This is a genomic window from Streptomyces sp. NPDC055099, from assembly GCF_053607685.1.
Map to the genome: position 1 here is coordinate 12,330 of NZ_JBSGUA010000005.1, position 20,728 is coordinate 33,057.

At 71.0% G+C, this 20,728-nt stretch carries 21 protein-coding genes and 1 pseudogene; 16 read left to right on the forward strand and 6 right to left on the reverse strand.

What is annotated here, in order from left to right; translation table 11 throughout:
* Both ACWFRU_RS14525 and tsaE read left to right on the forward strand, forming a co-directional pair.
* Positions 1 to 1,252 (forward strand): annotated as a pseudogene (locus ACWFRU_RS14525) (alpha/beta fold hydrolase); the annotation flags it as partial.
* On the forward strand, positions 1,230 to 1,760 hold the full coding sequence (gene tsaE / locus ACWFRU_RS14530; protein ID WP_453686840.1) for a tRNA (adenosine(37)-N6)-threonylcarbamoyltransferase complex ATPase subunit type 1 TsaE: 531 nt from the start codon (positions 1,230 to 1,232) through the stop codon (positions 1,758 to 1,760). The pseudogene ACWFRU_RS14525 and the gene tsaE, both read left to right, overlap by 23 nt.
* Before the next feature lie 284 nt (positions 1,761 to 2,044).
* Here tsaE and ACWFRU_RS14535 read toward each other — a convergent pair whose 3' ends face one another.
* The gene (locus tag ACWFRU_RS14535) at positions 2,045 to 2,596 is read right to left on the reverse strand and encodes a hypothetical protein (protein WP_453686842.1); all 552 of its coding nucleotides are present in this window, start codon (positions 2,594 to 2,596) and stop codon (positions 2,045 to 2,047) included.
* Positions 2,597 to 2,704: 108 nt separating this feature from the next.
* Here ACWFRU_RS14535 and tsaB point away from each other — a divergent pair, with 108 nt between their 5' ends.
* Genes tsaB through ACWFRU_RS14555 form a run of 4 tightly spaced genes read left to right on the forward strand, consistent with a single transcriptional unit; the run spans position 2,705 to position 5,229 of the window.
* Positions 2,705 to 3,361, forward strand: coding sequence for a tRNA (adenosine(37)-N6)-threonylcarbamoyltransferase complex dimerization subunit type 1 TsaB (tsaB, locus tag ACWFRU_RS14540; protein ID WP_453686844.1), 657 nt, complete (start codon positions 2,705 to 2,707; stop codon positions 3,359 to 3,361).
* A gap of 29 nt (positions 3,362 to 3,390) precedes the next feature.
* Entirely contained in the window at positions 3,391 to 3,864 is a 474-nt protein-coding gene (gene rimI / locus ACWFRU_RS14545) for a ribosomal protein S18-alanine N-acetyltransferase (protein ID WP_453687572.1), read from the forward strand.
* Positions 3,857 to 4,975, forward strand: coding sequence for a tRNA (adenosine(37)-N6)-threonylcarbamoyltransferase complex transferase subunit TsaD (tsaD, locus tag ACWFRU_RS14550; protein ID WP_453686845.1), 1,119 nt, complete (start codon positions 3,857 to 3,859; stop codon positions 4,973 to 4,975). The genes rimI and tsaD overlap by 8 nt, the downstream gene beginning before the upstream one ends.
* Positions 4,972 to 5,229 (forward strand): hypothetical protein, encoded by a 258-nt coding sequence (locus tag ACWFRU_RS14555; protein WP_453686847.1) that lies wholly within the window; start codon positions 4,972 to 4,974, stop codon positions 5,227 to 5,229. The genes tsaD and ACWFRU_RS14555 overlap by 4 nt, the downstream gene beginning before the upstream one ends.
* A gap of 24 nt (positions 5,230 to 5,253) precedes the next feature.
* On the opposite strand, the gene ACWFRU_RS14560 is transcribed toward ACWFRU_RS14555, so the two are convergent.
* Positions 5,254 to 5,964, reverse strand: a complete 711-nt coding sequence (locus tag ACWFRU_RS14560; protein ID WP_453687574.1) for a TetR/AcrR family transcriptional regulator — start codon at positions 5,962 to 5,964, stop codon at positions 5,254 to 5,256.
* A gap of 83 nt (positions 5,965 to 6,047) precedes the next feature.
* Here ACWFRU_RS14560 and ACWFRU_RS14565 point away from each other — a divergent pair, with 83 nt between their 5' ends.
* The 3 genes from ACWFRU_RS14565 (at position 6,048) to ACWFRU_RS14575 (ending at position 9,313) form a co-directional block, all read left to right on the forward strand.
* Complete coding sequence (locus tag ACWFRU_RS14565) at positions 6,048 to 7,538, forward strand: MFS transporter (RefSeq protein ID WP_453687576.1); 1,491 nt, start codon at positions 6,048 to 6,050, stop codon at positions 7,536 to 7,538.
* Positions 7,539 to 7,580: 42 nt separating this feature from the next.
* Positions 7,581 to 7,937 (forward strand): YciI family protein, encoded by a 357-nt coding sequence (locus ACWFRU_RS14570; protein ID WP_453686849.1) that lies wholly within the window; start codon positions 7,581 to 7,583, stop codon positions 7,935 to 7,937.
* Between the two features lie 137 nt (positions 7,938 to 8,074).
* Complete coding sequence (locus tag ACWFRU_RS14575) at positions 8,075 to 9,313, forward strand: RNA polymerase sigma factor (RefSeq protein ID WP_453687578.1); 1,239 nt, start codon at positions 8,075 to 8,077, stop codon at positions 9,311 to 9,313.
* Positions 9,314 to 9,362: 49 nt separating this feature from the next.
* Here the strand turns inward: ACWFRU_RS14575 and ACWFRU_RS14580 are convergent, their stop codons facing one another.
* A complete protein-coding gene (locus ACWFRU_RS14580; protein WP_453687580.1) occupies positions 9,363 to 10,598 on the reverse strand; it encodes a class I SAM-dependent methyltransferase in 1,236 nt (411 codons plus the stop codon).
* 82 nt (positions 10,599 to 10,680) lie between these two features.
* On the opposite strand from ACWFRU_RS14580, the gene ACWFRU_RS14585 reads away from it, so the two are divergent.
* The 3 genes from ACWFRU_RS14585 to groL all read left to right on the forward strand — a co-directional run bounded on the left by ACWFRU_RS14585 (position 10,681) and on the right by groL (position 14,199).
* Positions 10,681 to 11,640 carry a polysaccharide deacetylase family protein gene (locus tag ACWFRU_RS14585; RefSeq protein WP_453686851.1) on the forward strand — a complete coding sequence of 320 codons (960 nt, stop codon included), beginning with the start codon at positions 10,681 to 10,683 and terminating at the stop codon, positions 11,638 to 11,640.
* 474 nt (positions 11,641 to 12,114) lie between these two features.
* Positions 12,115 to 12,423, forward strand: coding sequence for a co-chaperone GroES (gene groES / locus ACWFRU_RS14590; protein WP_006347174.1), 309 nt, complete (start codon positions 12,115 to 12,117; stop codon positions 12,421 to 12,423).
* A gap of 150 nt (positions 12,424 to 12,573) precedes the next feature.
* Positions 12,574 to 14,199: a chaperonin GroEL gene (gene groL, locus ACWFRU_RS14595; RefSeq protein WP_453686853.1), complete on the forward strand. Its 1,626-nt coding sequence runs from the start codon at positions 12,574 to 12,576 to the stop codon at positions 14,197 to 14,199.
* 163 nt (positions 14,200 to 14,362) lie between these two features.
* Here the strand turns inward: groL and ACWFRU_RS14600 are convergent, their stop codons facing one another.
* Positions 14,363 to 15,136 (reverse strand): SDR family NAD(P)-dependent oxidoreductase, encoded by a 774-nt coding sequence (locus ACWFRU_RS14600; protein WP_453686854.1) that lies wholly within the window; start codon positions 15,134 to 15,136, stop codon positions 14,363 to 14,365.
* 33 nt (positions 15,137 to 15,169) lie between these two features.
* The gene (locus ACWFRU_RS14605; RefSeq protein WP_453686856.1) at positions 15,170 to 15,847 is read right to left on the reverse strand and encodes an MOSC domain-containing protein; all 678 of its coding nucleotides are present in this window, start codon (positions 15,845 to 15,847) and stop codon (positions 15,170 to 15,172) included.
* A gap of 79 nt (positions 15,848 to 15,926) precedes the next feature.
* Between ACWFRU_RS14605 and ACWFRU_RS14610 the strand changes: the two genes are divergently transcribed.
* Positions 15,927 to 16,823, forward strand: coding sequence for a LysR family transcriptional regulator (locus tag ACWFRU_RS14610; RefSeq protein WP_453686857.1), 897 nt, complete (start codon positions 15,927 to 15,929; stop codon positions 16,821 to 16,823).
* A gap of 23 nt (positions 16,824 to 16,846) precedes the next feature.
* On the opposite strand, the gene ACWFRU_RS14615 is transcribed toward ACWFRU_RS14610, so the two are convergent.
* On the reverse strand, positions 16,847 to 17,191 hold the full coding sequence (locus ACWFRU_RS14615; protein ID WP_363208748.1) for a WhiB family transcriptional regulator: 345 nt from the start codon (positions 17,189 to 17,191) through the stop codon (positions 16,847 to 16,849).
* A gap of 389 nt (positions 17,192 to 17,580) precedes the next feature.
* On the opposite strand from ACWFRU_RS14615, the gene ACWFRU_RS14620 reads away from it, so the two are divergent.
* The 3 genes from ACWFRU_RS14620 (at position 17,581) to guaB (ending at position 20,701) form a co-directional block, all read left to right on the forward strand.
* On the forward strand, positions 17,581 to 18,192 hold the full coding sequence (locus tag ACWFRU_RS14620; protein WP_003948568.1) for a response regulator transcription factor: 612 nt from the start codon (positions 17,581 to 17,583) through the stop codon (positions 18,190 to 18,192).
* Between the two features lie 266 nt (positions 18,193 to 18,458).
* On the forward strand, positions 18,459 to 19,034 hold the full coding sequence (locus tag ACWFRU_RS14625; protein WP_363208749.1) for a sigma-70 family RNA polymerase sigma factor: 576 nt from the start codon (positions 18,459 to 18,461) through the stop codon (positions 19,032 to 19,034).
* 152 nt (positions 19,035 to 19,186) lie between these two features.
* Positions 19,187 to 20,701 carry an IMP dehydrogenase gene (gene guaB, locus ACWFRU_RS14630; protein WP_453686860.1) on the forward strand — a complete coding sequence of 505 codons (1,515 nt, stop codon included), beginning with the start codon at positions 19,187 to 19,189 and terminating at the stop codon, positions 20,699 to 20,701.
* The last annotated feature ends 27 nt before the right edge of the window (positions 20,702 to 20,728 follow it).

The window sequence follows — 20,728 nt, forward strand, 5'->3', positions numbered from 1 at the left end:
GTGAGCGAGACCAGCACGGGGGCGGTCGCGGACGCGGTGACGGAAGTCGCCGCGGCGGCCGGGAACTGGCGCAGGGCCGGCTTCGCCGGTGCCGCGATCGGTGTCGTCGCCGCGGGCGCGGCGGCCGGTGTCGCCATCGAGCGGCTGACCGTCGGCCGCGGCATGCGCAAGAAGGCGCGGCTCGCACTCGACGCGTCCGGCCCGTACGGCTCGCTGCGCGGCCTGCCGGGCTCGGCCTACGCCGACGACGGCACGGAACTCTCGTACGAGGTCGACGAGATCGACGAGGACGGGGCGGACCGCGAGCAGGCGCCGCGCCGCCGCAGGCTCTTCGGGCGCAAGGCACCCGCTCCCGTCACCGTCGTCTTCAGCCATGGCTACTGCCTGAACCAGGACTCCTGGCACTTCCAGCGGGCGGCCCTGCGTGGCGTCGTGCGCTGCGTCTACTGGGACCAGCGCAGCCACGGCCGTTCGGGGCGCGGTGTGGCGCAGGCGGACGGGACGCCGGTCTCCATCGACCAGTTGGGGCGGGACCTGAAGGCCGTCATCGACGCGGCGGCGCCCGAGGGGCCGCTGGTCCTCGTCGGGCACTCCATGGGGGGCATGACGACGATGGCCCTCGCCGACCACTACCCGGAACTGATCCGCGAGCGCGTCGTCGGCGTCGCCCTCGTCGGTACGTCGTCCGGGCGGCTCGGCCAGGTCAACTTCGGCCTCCCGGTCGCCGGGATGAACGCCGTGCGGCGCGTGCTGCCGGGGATCCTGAAAGCCCTCGGGTCGCAGGCCGAGCTGGTGGAGAAGGGGCGGCGGGCCACCGCGGACCTCTTCGCGGGAGTCATCAAGCGGTACTCGTTCTCGTCGAGGGAAGTGGACCCGGCGATCTCGCGGTTCGCCGAGCGGATGATCGAGTCGACGCCCATCGACGTGGTCGCGGAGTTCTATCCGGCCTTCGCCGAGCACGACAAGGCGGAGGCGCTCAAGCACTTCGCCGGGCTTCCGGTGCTCGTCCTCGCGGGGGACAAGGACCTGGTGACGCCGATCGAGCACAGCGAGGCCATCGCCGGTCTGCTCCCGGACGCCGAACTGGTGCTCGTACCGGACGCCGGGCACCTGGCCATGCTGGAGCACCCCGAGGTCGTCACGGACCGCCTGGCGGACCTTCTCGCGCGCGCGGGGGCGACGCCCGCCTCGGCCGATGCACGGACCTCCAGCGGCTAACGTGGGTGGGCATGGAAGCACCGCACAACCCGGCCCCCGTGAACGTTCCGGCCCCCGTGAACTCCCTCGGCATCACCGTCACCTCTCCCGAGCAGATGGGCGACCTGGGTCGCCGCCTGGCCAAGCTGCTGCGCCCCGGTGACCTCGTGATGCTCACCGGCGAACTCGGCGCCGGAAAGACGACCCTGACCCGCGGCCTCGGCGAGGGCCTCGGCGTGCGCGGCGCCGTCACGTCGCCGACGTTCGTCATCGCCCGCGTCCACCCGTCCCTCTCCGAGGGGCCGCCCCTGGTGCACGTGGACGCGTACCGCCTGGGCGGCGGTCTCGACGAGATGGAGGACCTCGACCTCGACGTGTCGCTGCCCGAATCGGTGATCGTCGTGGAGTGGGGCGACGGCAAGGTCGAGGAGCTCTCCGAGGACCGGCTGCATGTCGTCATCGACCGGACCGTCGGCGACACGACGGACGAGGTGCGCGAAGTGACGCTGACCGGCGTCGGGCCGCGCTGGGCCGAGGCCGATCTGACGCTGCTTTCGGCCTGATCCTCGTCTTTTCGCCCAACATTCCGACAAGGCGTCGGGAAGATGTTGCGCGGCGCGCGTCGCGCGTGGTCACATGGATACCGGTACGGGTTAGGTCTACCTAACCACGTCTGCCCCCGGAGCCCAGGAGGCATCCATGTCGGCTTCAGAACATGACGCCAAGCCCCGGCCGCACGGGCTGTCGGGGCCATCGGGGATTTCCATGCGCGATCTGCTGGCGTCCTGCGCCGCCGCGAGCGAGGTGTCCACACCGCCGCGCGATCCGGCACCCAGGGGCGAAGCGGCTAAGGAACGACGACGACCTTCTTGCTGATCGTCGCGAACTCCCACATCGCGTTGCCGTCCTTGCGCGACTCACGGATGCCGCCGGTCTTCTTCGACGGGTCCGGCTTCGGCGTCGAGCCGTCCACCGCCGCGCTGAAGCCGATCGCGATCCCGTCGACGGTCGCGAAGCGCACGACGTGCTCGATCGCCACGCCGTCCGTTCCGGTGACGGTGCCCGAGCGCGAGGTGACGGCGTACGTACCGGGGACCGGGTCCACCGTGCTCGGGGTGACCTTGAAGGTGCGCTGCGCCTTGCCGGAGGCGCCGACCAGCCACACGCGGTCCTCGCCCACCGAGTAGACGACCCGCTCGCCCGCGCCGGACTGCGCGGGGACCGCCGTCGGGTCGCCCTTGTCCTTGGGGGCGCGCGAGGCCGAGGCGGAAGGGGAGCTGTCCGGTTTCTTGCCCAGGGTGTCCGGCGCGCTGGCCGAGGCCTGGTAAGCGAGGAAGCCGACCGCGGCGAGCGCAGCGGCGGTGAGCCCGGCCACGAATCCCGAGCTGCTCCTGGACACCTGCGCCACCCTCTTCGTACTCCGTACGGCTATGGGGTGACGTTAGCAGCAGGTGTGCGGCATCCTCGGTCGGCCGTGCTCCGGGCGTCGGAGCCGTAGGCTATTCGCGTGCTCTTGCTCGCTCTGGATACCGCCACCCCCGCCGTCACCGTCGCGCTGCACGACGGCTCGTCCGTCGTCGCAGCCTCCAGCCAGGTGGACGCCCGCCGCCACGGCGAACTGCTGCTCCCCGCCGTCGACCGGGTGCTCGCCGAGGCGGGCCGCAGGCTCGACGCCCTGACCGGCATCGTCGTCGGCGTGGGCCCCGGCCCGTACACCGGTCTGCGTGTCGGCCTGATGACCGCGGACACCTTCGGCCTCGCGCTCGGCGTGCCGGTGCACGGGGTCTGCACGCTCGACGGCCTCGCGTACGAGTCCGGCATCGAGGACGGCCCCTTCGTCGTCGCCACCGACGCGCGCCGCAAGGAGGTCTACTGGGCGCGGTACGCGGACCCGCGCACCCGCCTCACGGATGCCGCGGTCGACCGCCCCGCCGACATCGCCGACGAGGTGGCGGGCCTGCCCGCCGTCGGCGCGGGCGCGGTGCTCTACCCCGAGACCTTCCCGGACGCCCGCGCCCCCGAGCACGTCTCGGCGGCCTCGCTGGCCGCGCTCGCCGCCGAGAGGCTCGCCGCGGGCGAGGAACTGCCGGCCCCCCGGCCGCTGTACCTGCGCAGGCCCGACGCGCAGGTCCCCAAGAACTACAAGGTGGTCACCCCCAAGTGACATCCGTGACGACAGTCGTCCTGCGCGAGATGCGCTGGTGGGACATCGAGCCCGTCTTCGTCCTGGAGAAGGAACTCTTCCCGGACGACGCGTGGTCGCGCGGCATGTTCTGGTCCGAGCTCTCCCACGCGCGCGGCCCGACGGCCACCCGCCGCTATGTGGTCGCGACGGACGGGGAACGCCTCGTGGGGTACGCGGGACTGGCGTCGGCCGGAGAGCAGGCCGACGTACAGACCATCGCGGTGGCCCCGAGCCACTGGGGCACGGGGCTTGGCTCCCGGCTCCTGACCGACCTGCTGAACGCGGCGACCGCCTTCGAGTGTGCCGAGGTCATGCTCGAGGTGCGGGTCGACAACACCCGGGCGCAGAAGCTGTACGAGCGCTTCGGCTTCGAGCCCATCGGCTTCAGGCGCGGCTACTACCAGCCGGGCAACGTGGACGCCCTCGTCATGCGCCTGACCGATCCATCAACTTCCGTACAAGGATCCGACACCCATGGCTGACTCGCGCGACCAACCTCTCGTTCTCGGCATCGAGACCTCCTGTGACGAGACCGGCGTCGGCATCGTCCGCGGCACCACCCTGCTCGCCGACGCCATCGCCTCCAGCGTCGACGAGCACGCCCGGTTCGGCGGTGTCGTGCCCGAGGTCGCCTCGCGCGCGCACCTGGAGGCGATGGTGCCGACCATCGAGCGCGCGCTGAAGGAAGCGGGCGTCACGGCCAAGGACCTGGACGGCATCGCGGTGACCGCGGGGCCCGGCCTCGCGGGCGCGTTGCTCGTGGGCGTCTCGGCGGCCAAGGCGTACGCGTACGCGCTCGGCAAGCCGCTCTACGGCGTGAACCACCTGGCCTCGCACATCTGCGTGGACCAGCTGGAGCACGGCGCGCTGCCCGAGCCGACGATGGCGCTGCTCGTCTCCGGCGGCCACTCCTCGCTGCTGCTCTCCACCGACATCACCTCGGACGTACGGCCGCTCGGCGCGACCATCGACGACGCGGCGGGCGAGGCCTTCGACAAGATCGCGCGCGTGCTCGACCTGGGCTTCCCCGGCGGTCCCGTCATCGACCGGTACGCGAAGGAGGGCGACCCGAAGGCGATCGCGTTCCCGCGCGGCCTCACCGGGCCGCGCGACGCGGCGTACGACTTCTCCTTCTCCGGTCTGAAGACGTCCGTTGCGCGCTGGATCGAGGCCAAGCGGGCGGCGGGCGAGGACGTGCCCGTGCGTGACGTGGCGGCGTCCTTCCAGGAGGCGGTCGTCGACGTGCTGACCCGCAAGGCCGTGCGGGCCTGCAAGGACGAGGGCGTGGACCACCTGATGATCGGCGGTGGCGTGGCCGCCAACACGCGGCTGCGCGCCCTGGCGCAGGAGCGCTGCGAGGCGGCCGGCATCCGGCTGCGGGTGCCGCGGCCGAAGCTGTGCACGGACAACGGCGCGATGGTGGCGGCGCTGGGCGCGGAGATGGTGGCGCGCAACCGCTCGGCCTCCGACTGGGACCTCTCGGCGGACTCCTCGCTCCCGGTGACGGAGCCGCACGTGCCGGGGCACTCGCACGGGCACGGCCACGACCACGACCACGTGCACGAGGTCAGCAAGGAGAACCTGTACTCGTGACCGTCGCGCTGATGTGGGAGGCCCGCGCCGCCGAAGGGCGGGGCGAGGAGCTGCTCGCGTGGGCGCGGGCCCAGGTCCTGGACGGCGAGCCGGTCCGCCGGGAGAGCTTTCGCGCCCCGCAGGACCGGGTCCTCGTCCTGACCTGGTGGGACGCCGCGTACGACGCCGACCTCCCCGAAATCCCGGAGCCCGCCCCGGAGTTGGTGACCCGGGCGGTGCACCGCTGGCGGTTCGAGTCGGTGGGGATCGACTGACGCCTCGTACCGGCCGGGGGCGGTTCAGGGGCGTCGTGCCCGGCCCAGGAGTCCGTCGATGACCGCCCCCAGTTGCTTCGTCGCGTCGTACTCCGCCGTCAGTTCCAGCCAGCGGCCGGCGAGCGCGGTCATGCGGGGCAGTTCGTCGGCGTCCGCGTCGTTGAGCAGGTCGGGGAAGTGGCGCTTGCGCTCGGGCTCCTCGGCGCGGCGGGCCATCGCCTGGCGGAAGACCAGGTCGCCGTAGACGCAGTGCCAGATGGTGCGGTAGGCGGCGACGGCCTCGGACGGGGTCAGGCCGCAGGCCTCGCCCGCGGTGATGATCTCCTCGACCATCCACAGGGCGCCCTTGTCGGTGAGGTCGCCCAGGCTGAGCACCTCCACCACCCAGGGCATCCGCGCCAGCGTGCCGTGCATGTGCACCGCGACCGCGAGCATCCGGTCGCGCGGATCGTCGGGCAGTTCGGGGCGCGGGACCGAGTCGGCCGTACCGGACAGGGTGAGCATCAGGAGCTCGTCCTTGTCGTGCACGTGGTGGTAGAGCGCCATCGGGGTCGTGCCGACCTCCTTGGCGACCCGGCGCATGCTCAGAGCCGCCACGCCCTCCTCCTGGAGGATGCGGCGCGCGATGCCGACGATCGTGTCGAGGTCGATGCGGCTCGGGCGACCGCGCTTCTTCTTCTCCCCGACGGGCTTCGCTGCCTCTGGCGCTGATTTCTCTGCTTCCACGTGGCTCATTGTCGCGTCCGCGCCGGGCGGCCGTCGCATGCCGTCGAGCTTCCCCCTTTATTTTCTATACGCGTATAGTAATGTGCGTGGGCATGGTGAATACCGCTGACCCGAAGTCCTCGGGGACCCGTTGGCTGCTGCCGGTGCTGCTCACCGTGCAGTTCCTGGTCTCCCTCGACATGTCCGTCGTGAACATCGCGCTGCCCGACATCGGCGACGACCTCGGCTTCGACGCCGACTCGCTGCTCTGGGTCGTCAACGCCTACGCGCTCGCCTTCGGCGGCCTGCTCATGCTGGGCGGGCGCCTCGCCGACGTGGTGGGGCGGCGGCGCACCCTGGTCGCCGGGTTCGTGGTCTTCGGCCTCGCGAGCCTGGTGGGCGGTCTTGCCCAGACGCCGGGGCAGCTCGTCGCCGCGCGGGCCGTGCAGGGTGCGGGCGCGGCGGCCCTCGCCCCCGTCGCGCTCGCGCTGATCACCGTCAACTACGCCGCCGGGCCCGCGCGTTCACGGGCGCTCGGCCTCTGGGGCGCGGCCGGGGCGCTCGGCGGTGCGGTCGGGGTGATGGCGGGCGGGCTGCTCACGGACTGGGCCGGCTGGCGCTCCGTGATGCTGATCAACGTCCCGGTGGTGCTCGCCGCACTGCTCCTGTCGCGGCACGGAGTACCCGCCGACCGGCGCACGGAGGCCGCGCCGCGCCTCGACGTGACGGGGGCGCTGCTCGTCACGGCGGGCATGGCGGCCCTCGTCCTCGGCCTCGTCCGCACGGAGACGTACGCGTGGGGGTCCGGCACGACCCTGGGCACCCTGGGTGCGGCCGTGGTGCTGCTCGGCGCCTTCGCCGTCGTCGAGTCCCGCAGCCGGGAGCCGCTGCTGAGGCTCGGCCTGCTCAGGAAGCGGCCCGTGCTCTCCGCGAACGCCTTCGCGCTGCTGATGTCGTCGGGACAGTTCGCCGCCTTCTACTTCACCTCGCTCTACCTCCAGGAAGTCATGGCGTACGGATCGACCGCGGCGGGGGCGGCGTTCCTGCCGTTCTGTGTGGGCGTCGTCGCCGGGTCGGTGATCTCGGCGCGGCAGGTGGGGCGTTTCGGGGAGCGGGCGCTGCTGGTGACCGGGGGGCTGCTCGGTGCCGTGGGGTTCGGGTGGTTCGCCCTGACGATGGGGCCGGGCGGCACCTTCCTGGGGTCCATCATGGGGCCCTCGCTGGTGGCGAGTGTCGGCATCGGCATGTGCTTCGTGCCGCTGGGCACGGCGGCGACGTCCGGTGTCGCCGCCGAGGAGACCGGCATGGCCTCGGGGCTGCTCAACAGCTCGCGGCAGCTGGGGGGTTCGCTGGGGCTCGCAGTCCTGGTGACGGTGGCGTCGGGTGTCACGGGGGAGAGGCGGGGGCCGGGCGCGCTCGCGGACGGGTACGCGACGGCGTTCGGTGTCGCCGCGGCGCTGCTGGTCGCGGCGGCCGTGGCCACGGCAGTGCTGCATCGCGCCCCCGAACGGCCACGACCTGCGAAAACGTATGCCCAAGAAAACTCTTCGAAGAATCTGGACGGCGATGTCGATCCGGGCGTCTCCCGTTCGACGCATGGGTGAGAGGCGAGGAGAAACCTCGCCACCACCTGTTGGGAGACCACCATGCCGCGCTTTCTGACGATGATCCGCGTCGACGAGAAGAACTCCCCCGAGGGCGGCCCGAGCCCCGAGATGGGGGAGCGCATGGGCGCACTCCTGGAGGAGATCACCAAGGCCGGGGTGATGCTCGAGACCGCGGGCCTCACCCCGAGCGCCGAGACCACCCAGGTGCACTGGAAGGGCGGCCGACTCTCCGTCACGGACGGTCCGTTCACCGAGGCCAAGGAGGTCGTCGGCGGCTACTCCATCACGCAGTGCAAGGACAAGGCAGAGGCGGTCGAGTGGGCCGGCCGGTTCCTGAAGACCCACGACGAGCACTGGACCGTCACGGCGGAGGTCCGGGAGATCGTCGAGGGCTGACGCCCCCGGCGTCGACCCTTTGCGGTGCCTTGCGCAGGGTGCTCTGATGGGTGGCCGTGACGGCCCACTCCTCAGAGCACCCTCGCCCGGACGCTCCTCGCCAGGACGCTCCTCGTTCGGACTCTTCCGACCGCGCCATCGAGACCGTCTTCCGCATCGAGTCCCCGCGGCTCATCGCGGGCGTCGCCCGCATCGTGCGCGACGTGGGCATCGCGGAGGAGCTGGCGCAGGACGCCATGGTCGCCGCGCTCGAACAGTGGCCGCGGACCGGCGTCCCCGACAACCCGGGCGCCTGGCTGACGACCACCGCCAAGCGCCGCGCCATCGACCTCGTACGCCGCAGGGAGCGCTACGCGCGCAAGCTGGCGGAGATGGGCCGCGACCTGGAGGCGGCGCCGCCCCACGTCGACGAGCCCATGGACCCCGACGACATCGACGACGACCTCCTGCGCCTCGTCTTCACCGCCTGCCACCCGGTGCTCTCCGCCGAGGCCCGCATCGCGCTCACCCTGCGCCTCCTCGGCGGTCTCGCGACGGCGGAGATCGCCCGCGCGATGCTGGTCCCCGAGGCGACGGTGGCCCAGCGCGTCGTGCGCGCCAAGCGCACCCTCGCCACCAAGGGCGTGCCCTTCGAGGTGCCGTACGGGGCCGAGCGCGAGGCCCGGCTCGGGTCGGTGCTCGAAGTCATCTACCTCATCTTCAACGAGGGGTACGCGGCCACGGCGGGCGACGACTGGCTGCGGCCCTCCTTGTGTGAGGACGCCCTGCGTCTCGCGCGCGTGCTGGCCGGGCTCATGCCTCGGGAGCCCGAAGTGCACGGCCTGGCCGCGCTGTTGGAGCTCCAGGCGTCCCGTTCGGCGGCGCGTACGGGGCCGAAGGGCGAGCCGGTGCTCCTCGCGGACCAGGACCGGCGGCACTGGAACCGGCCGCTGATCCGGCGGGGCTTCGCCGCGCTCGCCCGCGCGCGGGCCGCGTCGACGGGCGGCCCCGGCCCCTACGAGCTCCAGGCCGCGATCGCCGCCTGTCATGCCAACGCGCCGTCGTACGAGGAGACGGACTGGCCCCAGATCGTCGCCCTGTACGGCTTGCTTGCCGCGCGGGCTCCCTCGCCCGTGGTCGAACTGAACCGGGCGGTCGCGGTGTCGATGGCCTCGGGTCCCGCGGAGGCGCTGCTGCTCGTCGACGCGCTCGCGGACGAACCCGCCCTGCGGGACTACCACTTGCTGCCGAGCGTGCGGGGCGACCTGCTGCTGCGGCTCGGGCGCGCGGCGGAGGCGCGTGCGGAGTTCGAGCGGGCGGCGGGGCTCACGCGGAATGGGCGGGAGAGGGAGTTGCTGCTGGGGCGAGCCGAAGGAATCAGCCCGTCCGGCGCCTGAGGACGGACTCGGCGGAGCCGGTGATCAACGGTGCCCGGGGCTGCGGCTCTCAGGAACCGTCCACCGGCTGCCCGATCAGCATCGCCGGCGACCCCGCCACCCGCGTGAGGAAAACCGTCGCCGCGTTCTTGCCCTGCGGCTTCACCTTCCGCCGCAGTTCCTCCGGCTCCACCGCGGAGCCCCGCTTCTTCACCGTGAGGATGCCGACCTCCCGCTCCCGCAGCACCGCCTTCAGCTTCTTCACGCCGAAGGGGAGCTGGTCGGTGATCTCGTACGCCGCGGCGTACGGCGTCGTGTGCAGCGCGTCGGAGGTGACGTACGCGATGGTCTCGTCGATCAGGCCGCCCTCCACCCGCGCGGCCACCTCCGCGACCAGATGCGCGCGGATGACGGCGCCGTCCGGCTCGTACAGATAGCGACCCACCGGCCGCACCCCGGGATCCGGCAGCATCGCGTCGAGCGGGGACCACAGGGAGGCGCCCGAGGGCAGCAGGGTCGCGCGGTGCGAGGACGGGGTGTCCGTGCCGAACCACAGCACGGCCTCCTTGACGTCCCCGCCGTCCGAGATCCACTCCGCCGCGGCATCGGCGGGCACCGCCTCGTGCGGGATGCCGGGAGCGATCTTCAGCGCCGCGTGCGGGGCCTTGCGGGCGGCCTCGATTGCCCAGGAGAGCGGCGGGGAGTAGGCCTCGGGGTCGAAGATCCGGCCCCGGCCGCCGCGCCGCGCGGGGTCCACGAAGACCGCGTCGTACGCGGACGTGTCGACCTCGGTGACATCGGCCTCGCGCACCTCGACGAGGTCGGCGAGGCCAAGGGCGTCGGCGTTCGCACGCGCCACCGCGCAGGTCAGCGGGTCACGGTCGACGGCGAGGACGGCGATCCCGGCCCGGGCGAGGGCGATCGCGTCGCCGCCGATGCCGCAGCAGAGGTCGGCCACGCTCCGTACGCCGAGGGCCCTGAACCTCTCGGCGCGGTGCACGGCCACACTCGTACGGGTCGCCTGCTCGACGCCGTTAGGGGTGAAGAACATCCGTCCCGCGTCCTCGGCCCCGAACTTCGCCACCGCACGGCGCCGCAGCCGCGCCTGCGCGAGCACCGCCGTGACCAGCTCCGCCGGGTGCTCACGGCGCAGGCGCGTCGCGACGGCCAGCTCCCGGGCCGGATCGGCCTCCCGCACCTCGTCGAGACCGAGCAGGGACCGGCCCTCGGGGGTGAGCAGCGCGGAGAAGGAGGCCAGGACGGTCGGGGCGGTCGGAGCACGGTCGAGGTCGTTCACCCGGCCCATTGTGGGCCAGTCGGTGGATGGTGCGCGCCCGGTGGCGGTGTCGACCCGGCATCGGGCCTGTGAGCTGCAAAGATCCGGCGCCATGCAACTAGTACGACAAAACGACGAATTCGGCCCAAGACGGAAGAGCCGGAGACGGGGTCCGGCGCGGCGTCGAGCAAGGGGACAGGTGCGTGCCGGGGTGGCCGTGCTCGTCGTCGCCGCGATCGCCTCCGGCTGTGCCTCGGGCGCCGACGGCGGAGCGAACCCCGCCCCCGGTCAGCAGCGCCTGGACGCGCCGCCCGCCCGCGCCCTCGACTCCTACGCCCACAAACTCCGTGTCACCCAGGTCGCCCGCGCCGCCGCCGCGAAGCGCTGGGGCCTGGCCAAGCCCCCGCTGGCCGCACCGCCCGCCCCGGCGAAGAAGCCGAGGATCACCACCCGCAAGGGATTCGAGGTGAAGGGGCAGGCGAGTCTGCCGCCCGTCTTCACGACGATCCCGACCAAGAAGAAGATCGTCTTCCTGACCATCGACGACGGCGCCGAGAAGGACCCGGCGCTGCTCAAGATGATGAGCGAACTGCAGATCCCGTACACCGCGTTCCTCAGCGACTATCTGGTCAAGGAGGACTACGGCTACTTCAAGAAGATGCAGTCGCGCGGTGTCGTCCTGAACAACCACACCCTCAACCACCGCTACATGCCGGGGCTCTCCTACGCGGGCCAGCGCCGCGAGATCTGCGGCATGCAGGACGTCATCCAGAAGCGCTACGGCAAGCGGCCCGAACTCTTCCGCCCGCCGTACGGCAACTACAACGCGGACACGCTGCGGGCCGCCAAGTCCTGCGGGATCAAGGCCGTGCCGCTGTGGGCGTCCGAGGCCTTCGCCGACCACATGGAGTGGCGCGAGTGGGACCGGGACCTGCACCCCGGCGACATCATCCTCACGCACTTCCGGGGGCGCGAGGACTGGAAGGGCACCATGCCCGACATGGTCCGCAAGGTCATGAAGACGGTCACCGACAAGGGATACGCGGTGGCCAGGCTGGAGGACTACCTGTGACGGGGCGGGCGCGGGCGCGCCGCTGCCTCGCCGCGGCCGTCGCGGCGGGCGTGCTCGCGCCCGCGCTGCTCACCGGGTGCGCGCAGTCGGTGGACCCGATCGAGCGCCTCGGCCGCAAGGCTGCGGAGAAGGTGCCGCCGCGAAAACCGGGGGCGTCGCCCAGCTGCGCCCCACCGGCGGGAGCCCCGGAAACCGGGCGGCACACGCCCGCGGGGACGGAACCGCCTGACGCGGAGAAGCGTTGCCCCGAGGGGCGCGGGGGCCCTTCGGCGTCGCCGTCGAGATAAGACCCGCGTCAGCGAATTAGCAGTCCGCTTGACCGAGTGCTAATCGTCGTCCTAGTCTCGGCCTTGGCACTCACCACTGGAGAGTGCCAATCAGCGACGGGCAGGTCCGGCACCCGCGACGACGGATCCACCTGGTCGCCACCCCAGACTGTTAACCCCGTAGATCTCCGAAGGGGGAGACCGGATCGTGACGACCGCCAGCTCCAAGGTTGCCATCAAGCCGCTCGAGGACCGCATTGTGGTCCAGCCGCTCGACGCCGAGCAGACCACGGCCTCGGGCCTGGTCATTCCGGACACCGCGAAGGAGAAGCCCCAGGAGGGTGCTGTCCTCGCCGTGGGCCCGGGCCGCTTCGAGAACGGCGAGCGCCTGCCGCTCGACGTGAAGGTCGGCGATGTCGTGCTGTACAGCAAGTACGGCGGCACCGAGGTGAAGTACAACGGCGACGAGTACCTCGTCCTCTCGGCTCGCGACGTGCTCGCGATCGTCGAGAAGTAATTCACCTGCTTCACCAGTTTTGCTTTTGAGTTGCGCCCCTGGTCACCCCGCTGCTGATTGCCGGGCGGCGAGGGGCGCAGTTCGTTTGCTGGATGTCTCCGGGGGTCTCCCCCGGACCCCCTGATTTTTCGAGAGGGCTGAACCGCTCCCATGGCGAAGATCCTGAAGTTCGACGAGGACGCCCGTCGCGCCCTCGAGCGCGGCGTCAACAAGCTTGCCGACACGGTCAAGGTGACGATCGGCCCCCGTGGCCGCAACGTCGTCATCGACAAGAAGTTCGGCGCTCCCACCATCACCAACGACGGCGTCACCATCGCCCGTGAGGTCGAGGTCGAGGACCCGTACGAGAACCTCGGCGCGCAGCTCGTCAAGGAGGTGGCGACCAAGACCAACGACATCGCGGGTGACGGCACCACCACCGCGACCGTTCTCGCCCAGGCCCTGGTCAAGGAAGGCCTGCGCAACGTAGCCGCCGGCGCCTCCCCGGCCGCCCTGAAGAAGGGCATCGACGCCGCCGTCGCGGCCGTCTCCGCGGAGCTCCTCGCCACCGCGCGCCCGATCGACGACAAGGCCGACATCGCGGCCGTCGCCGGTCTGTCCGCCCAGGACCCGCAGGTCGGCGAGCTCATCGCCGAGGCGATGGACAAGGTCGGCAAGGACGGTGTCATCACCGTCGAGGAGTCCAACACCTTCGGTCTCGAGCTGGACTTCACCGAGGGCATGGCCTTCGACAAGGGCTACCTGTCCCCGTACATGGTGTCCGACCAGGAGCGTATGGAGGCCGTCCTCGACGACCCGTACATCCTGATCCACCAGGGCAAGATCTCGTCCATCCAGGACCTGCTGCCGCTGCTCGAGAAGGTCATCCAGGCCAACGCCTCGAAGCCGCTCCTGATCATCGCCGAGGACGTCGAGGGCGAGGCCCTGTCGACCCTGGTCGTGAACAAGATCCGCGGCACCTTCAACGCCGTCGCGGTGAAGGCCCCCGGCTTCGGCGACCGCCGCAAGGCCATGCTCGGTGACCTCGCCACCCTCACGGGCGGCACCGTCATCGCCGAAGAGGTCGGCCTCAAGCTCGACCAGGTCGGCCTGGACGTGCTCGGCACCGCCCGCCGCGTGACCATCACCAAGGACGACACCACGGTCGTCGACGGCGGCGGCAACGCCTCCGAGGTCGAGGGCCGCGTCAACCAGATCAAGGCCGAGATCGAGGCCACGGACTCCGACTGGGACCGCGAGAAGCTCCAGGAGCGCCTCGCGAAGCTGGCCGGCGGCGTGTGCGTCATCAAGGTCGGCGCCGCCACCGAGGTGGAGCTGAAGGAGAAGAAGCACCGTCTGGAGGACGCCATCTCCGCGACCCGCGCCGCGGTCGAGGAGGGCATCGTCTCCGGTGGTGGCTCGGCGCTCGTCCACGCCGTGAAGGTCCTCGAGGGCAACCTCGACAAGACCGGCGACGAGGCCACCGGTGTCGCGGTCGTGCGCCGCGCCGCCGTCGAGCCGCTGCGCTGGATCGCCGAGAACGCCGGCCTCGAGGGCTACGTCATCACCTCGAAGGTCGCCGAGCTCGACAAGGGCTTCGGCTTCAACGCCGCCACCGGTGAGTACGGCGACCTGGTCAAGGCCGGCGTCATCGACCCGGTCAAGGTCACGCGCTCCGCGCTGGAGAACGCCGCGTCCATCGCCTCCCTGCTGCTCACGACCGAGACCCTGGTCGTCGAGAAGCCGGCCGAGGAAGAGGGCGAGGCCGCGGGCCACGGTCACGGTCACTCGCACTGACCCGCTGCGCTCGGCTTGAACGGTGACTGAGGCCCGGCTTCCCTCGCAAGGGAAGCCGGGCCTCAGTCCTTTTCGGGTTCGCGTCTGACGGGTCGCGGGTCGTCGCCGTCCGCGAATCGGCGTCCGTCCTCGCGCAGTTCCCCGCGCCCCCTTCGGGGCCCGTCTACTGCGGGCCGTACTTCCTGCCCGTCCTTGACGTCACTCCGCCCAGCAGCGCCCTCGGCGTCACCTTCACCACGCCCATCAGCGCCTTGTAGCGGGGGTCCGGGATGGACAGGGTCTTGCCCCGCGCCAGGTCGGACAGCGCGGCCTCGACCAGCTTGTCCGCGTCGAGCCACATCCACTTGGGGATGTTCGACGTCCCCATCCCGGCGCGCTCGTGGAACTCGGTCCGTACGAAGCCGGGGCACAGGGCCATCAGCCGCACCCCGGAGCCCGCCAGGTCCTTGGCGGCCCCCTGCGTGAACTGCACGACCCACGCCTTCGAGGCGCCGTACGTCCCGCGCGGCACGAACGCCGCCACCGAGGCGACGTTGACGACGCCCCCGCGGCCCCGCTCGCGCATCGCCTCCGCCGCCGCCGACGTCAGCCGGAGCACCGCCTCGCAGTGCACCTTGAGCATCGTCAGCTCGTCCTCCATCGGCACTTCCAGGTACTGGCCCTTGTTGCCGAACCCGGCGTTGTTCACCAGGAGGTCGACGGTGTTCCTGCGGTCCGCGAGGCGCTTCTCGACGGCGGCGATCCCGTCGTCGGTCGCGAGGTCGGCGGTGAGCACCTCCGCCTCGATGCCGTGCCGGTCGTGCAGTTCGGTCGCCTGTTCCCGCAGCCGCTCGGTGTTCCGTGCCACCAGGACCAGGTTGTGGCCGTCACCGGCGAGCCGCCGGGCGAAGGCCGCGCCGATACCGGCGGTCGATCCCGTAATCAGAGCCGTAGTCATGGACCCAGGCTAGTGAGATCCGAGGGCCACCGATCACGGCGTCGGTGAACCGTACTTGTCCGCGTACTTACGAGCCGCCTCGATCACCTCGGGATGCAGCGCCTCACCGGCGGCGAGCAGGCCCGGCAGCAGGTGCTTCTCCGTCATCACCGCCTTGAACTGGAGGGCGACGGTGACGTCGTGCTCCGGCCGGTGCTCGACCGCGATCGCGTCCCCGGCACGGATCTCACCCGGTTCGATCACCCGCAGATAGGCGCCGGGAAGGCCCCGCTGCGTGAAGCGCTTGACCCACTTCGTCTCGCCGAGATGTCCCTGGAACGTCTGGCAGGGGATGCGGCCCGACGTCACCTCCAGGAGCAACTCGGGCCCGACGCGCCAGCGTTCGCCGATCTTCGCGCCGCTCACGTCGAGGCCGGACGTCGTGAGGTTCTCGCCGAAGGAGCCGTGGGGCAGCGCACGGCCGAGCAGCTGCTCCCACGCGTCGAGGTCCTCGCGCGCGTAGGCGTACACCGCCTGGTGGTCGCCGCCGTGGTGCCGCGTGTCGCAGACCTCGTCCCCGGCGAGGCCGCTCCCGCCGACGCCTTTGGGGCCGGGAGCCGTCACCCGTACGGCCCCTTCGGCAGGCTGTTTGTCGATGCCGGTGCCGCCCGAGGGGGCGTCGGTGTAGTCCACGGCCTTGAACCGGCCCAGATTCACGGAAAGAAGCTTCATGACGGAAGGCTAGGCGAGCCCGCCCAAAGCGTCGACGCATTATTGGGCGATCACCCCAAGCGTCACTTATGCTTGATCCATGATCGAGGCCCGTCATCTCCGCGTCCTGCGTGCGGTCGCCACCAGCGGCTCCTTCTCCGCCGCCGCGCGCGAGCTCGGCTGCACCCAGCCCGCCGTGAGCCAGCAGATGAAGGCACTCGAAGCCTCCGCGGGCACGACGCTGCTGATCCGCACCGGGCGGGAGATGCGCCTGACGCAGGCGGGCGAGACCCTGGTCCGGCACGCCACCGGAATCCTGGCGGGCCTGACCGCCGCCGAGGAGGAGGTCGCCGCGATCGCGGGCCTGCGGGCGGGCCGCGTCCGCCTGGTCTCCTTCCCCAGCGGCAGCTCGACGCTGGTGCCGAGCGCGCTGGCCGCCCTGCGCGCGGCCCATCCCGGCACCCGGGTCTCGCTCGTGGAGGCCGAACCGCCGCGCTCGGTCGAGATGCTGCGCGAGGGCGACTGCGACGTGGCACTCGCCTTCCGCTACGAGGGCGCGTCCGCCGCAGAGGAGTGGGACGACCTGGTCGTACGCCCCCTGCTCGCCGACCGGCTCGTCGGCCTCGTGCCCGAGGGGCACCGCCTCGCCAAGGCCGAGTCGGTCGCCATCGGGGAACTGGCCGACGAGCCGTGGATCGCGGGCTGTCCGCGCTGTCGCAGGCAGCTGGTCGAGGTCTGCGAAGGGGCCGGTTTCGTGCCCCGGATCGATTTCGCGACCGACGACTATCCGGCGGTGATCGGTCTGGTCGGCGCGGGCCTCGGGGTCGCGGTGCTGCCCGAACTGGCCATCGAATCCGTTCGCCCCAAAGGTGCACGCACAGTGACGGTGGAGCCTGCCGTCCAGCGCGAGATCGTCGCGCTCACCCTGCCGGATCTGGCGCAGGTGCCCGCGGTGGCCGCCACGCTGGACCACCTCGCGCGCGCCGCTGAGCGCTGAGCGGTTCCTGGAGAAACGTTCCTTCAGGTGTGCGTGATCATGCCGCCGTGCGAGGCCGACGCCGAGGGTGCGGAAGTGGTGACCAGGCGGTTGCGCGCGCGGCCCATGAGCTCTTCGCGCTCGTCCTCGGTGAGGCCGCCCCACACGCCGTACGGCTCTCGTACCGCGAGGGCGTGAGCAGCGCACTCCGCGCGTACCGGGCACCTCATGCAGACCTCCTTGGCGGAGTTCTCACGCGCGCTGCGTGCCGCGCCCCGCTCGCCCTCGGGGTGGAAGAAGAGCGAGCTGTCGACCCCGCGGCAGGCCGCGAGGAGCTGCCAGTCCCAAAGATCAGCGTTCGGTCCGGGAAGGCGGGAGAAATCTGCCATTGCTTGTCTCCTGGTAGCCGTTCTGCGCGGATACGGTGCCCACGACCGTACATCTACTGTCTAAGGAGATGAAAATATGACTCATTGGAAAATCTAGCCACAGACACCAGCAAAAGGGAAGGAAGAGGGCTAAATGGGGCATGGGTTGTGATGAAAGGTTGAGGGTCTCTTGCGCTGCCTGCTCTGTGTCCGCGCCCTCACGTAGAGTGCCGAACGTGGCTGACCGCCCCGTAACTCTTTCGGGTGACCGTCGTTGAGAGTGCGAGGCGGTTGAAAGAACAAGCGCTCGGGCAGATGTCCGAGAGCGTCAACCGCACAGGTGACGAATATGTACCAGCCTGGAGGCTCAAGGTGACGCGCAGCAGCTGTGAGAGCCGCGGAGGACAGTCATGACATCCGTCCTCGTCTGCGACGACTCCCCGCTTGCCCGAGAGGCGCTCCGCCGCGCGGTTGCGACCGTGCCCGGCGTCGAGCGTGTGACGACGGCGGCCAACGGCGAGGAAGTCCTCCGCCGCTGGGGCGCCGACCGCTCGGACCTGATTCTGATGGACGTACGCATGCCCGGTCTGGGCGGCGTCGAGACCGTCCGGCGGCTGCTGTCCGCCGACCCCGGTGCGCGCATCATCATGCTCACCGTGGCCGAGGACCTGGACGGTGTCGCGCTCGCGGTCGCCGCCGGCGCCCGCGGCTATCTGCACAAGGACGCCTCGCGCGCCGAGCTGCGCGCGACCGTCACGCAGGCGCTCGCCGACCCGACGTGGCGGCTGGCTCCGCGCAGACTGCGTTCGGCCGAGATGGGCGCCGCGCCCACCCTCACCGCGCGTGAGATCCAGGTGCTCGAGGGCATGAGCCACGGCCGGTCCAACGCCGAGATCGGACGTGAGCTTTTTCTCTCCGAGGACACGGTCAAGACCCACGCCAGGCGGTTGTTCAAGAAGCTCGGCGCCTCGGACCGCGCGCATGCCGTGGCGCTCGGTTTCCGCTGGGGCCTGGTCCGATAGGTGTGCCGCCGTGCGGGCACGGCGATCCCCGCCCGCCGTGTGGTGGGCGGGGTGACGGACGCCCGTCGCTCCCCCTCGCGGGAGCGGTTGCCGTTGCTTCGCCGCCGATGCCGCATCCTTGAGGGGTGGAGTTCCTCGGGGACAGGTCGGTCGAGCGGGAGGGGAGGGCGCACGAGATGAGTTCCGGCGCACCTGCTCATAACGCTTCGGTGCACAACTACGGACGTGGTGCCACGGATCAATCGGCGCCAAGGCACCATGGACCGATGCGCGATGACAAGACGACGGTGATCGGTGCCCTCGTCCTTCGCGCGGTCGAGGGTGACGAGCAGGCGACGCACGATCTGCTGGCTCATGTACATCCCCTTGCGCTGCGGTACTGCCGGACCAGACTCTCCCGACTGCCCGGAGACGCACGGCACTTCGTGGAGGACCTGGCGCAGGAAGTGTGCGTCGCGGTCCTGCTCGCGCTGCCGAGGTACAAGGACACGGGGCGCCCCTTCGAGGCCTTCGTCTTCGCCATCGCCGCGCACAAGGTCGCCGACCTGCAGCGCGCCGCGATGCGCCATCCCGGATCCACCGCGGTGCCGTCGGACGAGATGCCCGAGCGGCCCGACGACTCCCTCGGCCCCGAGGAGCGCGCGCTGCTCAGCAGCGACGCCGCATGGGCCAAGAAGCTCATGGCGAACCTCCCGGAGAACCAGCGCGAGCTGCTGCTCCTGAGGATCGCGGTCGGTCTCACGGCCGAGGAGACCGGGCAGATGCTCGGCATGTCCCCGGGTGCCGTGCGGGTCGCGCAGCATCGCGCGTTGAGCCGCTTGCGGGCCCTGGCCGAGCAGTAACGATCACCGGTCGCCCTGCGAGCGGCTTCGGTGTGCGTTCGCGACGTATGAACGTACAAACCTGATCGATGATCTTGATCGTGGAATGAGACACCCTCCGTTCCCGTTAGCATGGACATCCGCACCGATCAAGGCCATTTGGGGAAGGTGTCATGACTGCAAACGGCGGTTCTTCGACTGGGGTACCCGATAAATTCGCGACGCTCGGGCTGACCTACGACGACGTGCTGCTGCTGCCCGGCGCGTCGGAAGTGCTGCCGAACGCGGTCGACACCTCGTCCCGCATCTCCCGCAATGTGCGTGTGAACATCCCGCTGCTCTCGGCGGCCATGGACAAGGTCACCGAGGCCCGCATGGCCATCGCCATGGCGCGGCAGGGCGGCGTGGGCGTGCTCCACCGCAACCTGTCCATCGAGGACCAGGTCAACCAGGTCGACCTCGTGAAGCGCTCCGAGTCCGGCATGGTCACCGACCCGATCACCGTGCACCCGGACGCCACGCTGGGCGAGGCCGACGCGCTGTGCGCCAAGTTCCGCATCAGCGGCGTCCCGGTGACCGACCCGGCGGGCAAGCTGCTCGGCATCGTCACCAACCGCGACATGGCCTTCGAGAACGACCGCAGCCGTCAGGTGCGCGAGGTCATGACGCCCATGCCGCTCGTGACCGGCAAGGTCGGCATCTCCGGCGTCGACGCCATGGAGCTGCTGCGCCGCCACAAGATCGAGAAGCTGCCGCTCGTCGACGACGCGGGCATCCTCAAGGGCCTCATCACGGTCAAGGACTTCAAGAAGGCCGAGCAGTACCCGAACGCCGCCAAGGACGCCGAGGGCCGTCTCCTCGTCGGTGCCGCCGTCGGCGCGAGCCCCGAGGCGCTGGAGCGCGCCCAGGCCCTGGCCGGGGCGGGCGTGGACTTCCTCATCGTGGACACGTCGCACGGGCACAACAGCAACGCCCTGAGCTGGATGTCGAAGATCAAGTCGGGCGTGGGCGTCGACGTGATCGGCGGCAACGTGGCGACGCGCGACGGTGCCCAGGCGCTCATCGACGCCGGTGTCGACGGAGTCAAGGTCGGCGTCGGCCCGGGTTCCATCTGCACCACCCGCGTCGTCGCCGGAATCGGCGTCCCGCAGGTCACCGCCATCTACGAAGCGGCCGTCGCGGCGCGTGCGGCCGGTGTCCCGGTCATCGGTGACGGTGGGCTGCAGTACTCGGGTGACATCGGCAAGGCGCTGGCCGCCGGCGCCGACACCGTGATGCTCGGCTCGCTGCTCGCGGGCTGCGAGGAGTCGCCGGGTGAGCTGATGTTCATCAACGGCAAGCAGTTCAAGTCCTACCGCGGCATGGGCTCGCTCGGTGCCATGCAGTCCCGCGGCCAGGGACGTTCGTACTCGAAGGACCGCTACTTCCAGGCGGAGGTCTCCTCGGACGACAAGCTCGTCCCCGAGGGCATCGAGGGTCAGGTGGCGTACCGCGGCCCGCTGGCCAACGTGCTGCACCAGCTCGTCGGCGGCCTGCGCCAGACGATGGGTTACGTGGGCGCCGCCTCCATCGACGAGATGGAGACCAAGGGCCGCTTCGTACGGATCACCTCGGCGGGTCTCAAGGAGAGCCACCCGCACGACATCCAGATGACGGTCGAAGCGCCGAACTACACGAACAAGCGCTGACGCGCTCCACGCGCGCGTGGGGGCGGT

Bases quoted from the DNA above. Each gene is read 5' to 3' on its own strand.
- tsaE (WP_453686840.1), top strand. From the start codon at position 1,230: ATGGAAGCACCGCACAACCCGGCCCCCGTGAACGTTCCGGCCCCCGTG.
- rimI (WP_453687572.1), top strand. From the start codon at position 3,391: ATGCGCTGGTGGGACATCGAGCCCGTCTTCGTCCTGGAGAAGGAACTC.
- tsaD (WP_453686845.1), top strand. From the start codon at position 3,857: ATGGCTGACTCGCGCGACCAACCTCTCGTTCTCGGCATCGAGACCTCC.
- ACWFRU_RS14560 (WP_453687574.1), bottom strand. From the start codon at position 5,964: ATGAGCCACGTGGAAGCAGAGAAATCAGCGCCAGAGGCAGCGAAGCCC.
- ACWFRU_RS14565 (WP_453687576.1), top strand. From the start codon at position 6,048: ATGGTGAATACCGCTGACCCGAAGTCCTCGGGGACCCGTTGGCTGCTG.
- ACWFRU_RS14570 (WP_453686849.1), top strand. From the start codon at position 7,581: ATGCCGCGCTTTCTGACGATGATCCGCGTCGACGAGAAGAACTCCCCC.
- ACWFRU_RS14580 (WP_453687580.1), bottom strand. From the start codon at position 10,598: ATGGGCCGGGTGAACGACCTCGACCGTGCTCCGACCGCCCCGACCGTC.
- ACWFRU_RS14585 (WP_453686851.1), top strand. From the start codon at position 10,681: ATGCAACTAGTACGACAAAACGACGAATTCGGCCCAAGACGGAAGAGC.
- groL (WP_453686853.1), top strand. From the start codon at position 12,574: ATGGCGAAGATCCTGAAGTTCGACGAGGACGCCCGTCGCGCCCTCGAG.
- ACWFRU_RS14600 (WP_453686854.1), bottom strand. From the start codon at position 15,136: ATGACTACGGCTCTGATTACGGGATCGACCGCCGGTATCGGCGCGGCC.
- ACWFRU_RS14605 (WP_453686856.1), bottom strand. From the start codon at position 15,847: ATGAAGCTTCTTTCCGTGAATCTGGGCCGGTTCAAGGCCGTGGACTAC.
- ACWFRU_RS14610 (WP_453686857.1), top strand. From the start codon at position 15,927: ATGATCGAGGCCCGTCATCTCCGCGTCCTGCGTGCGGTCGCCACCAGC.
- ACWFRU_RS14615 (WP_363208748.1), bottom strand. From the start codon at position 17,191: ATGGCAGATTTCTCCCGCCTTCCCGGACCGAACGCTGATCTTTGGGAC.
- ACWFRU_RS14620 (WP_003948568.1), top strand. From the start codon at position 17,581: ATGACATCCGTCCTCGTCTGCGACGACTCCCCGCTTGCCCGAGAGGCG.
- ACWFRU_RS14625 (WP_363208749.1), top strand. From the start codon at position 18,459: ATGCGCGATGACAAGACGACGGTGATCGGTGCCCTCGTCCTTCGCGCG.
- guaB (WP_453686860.1), top strand. From the start codon at position 19,187: ATGACTGCAAACGGCGGTTCTTCGACTGGGGTACCCGATAAATTCGCG.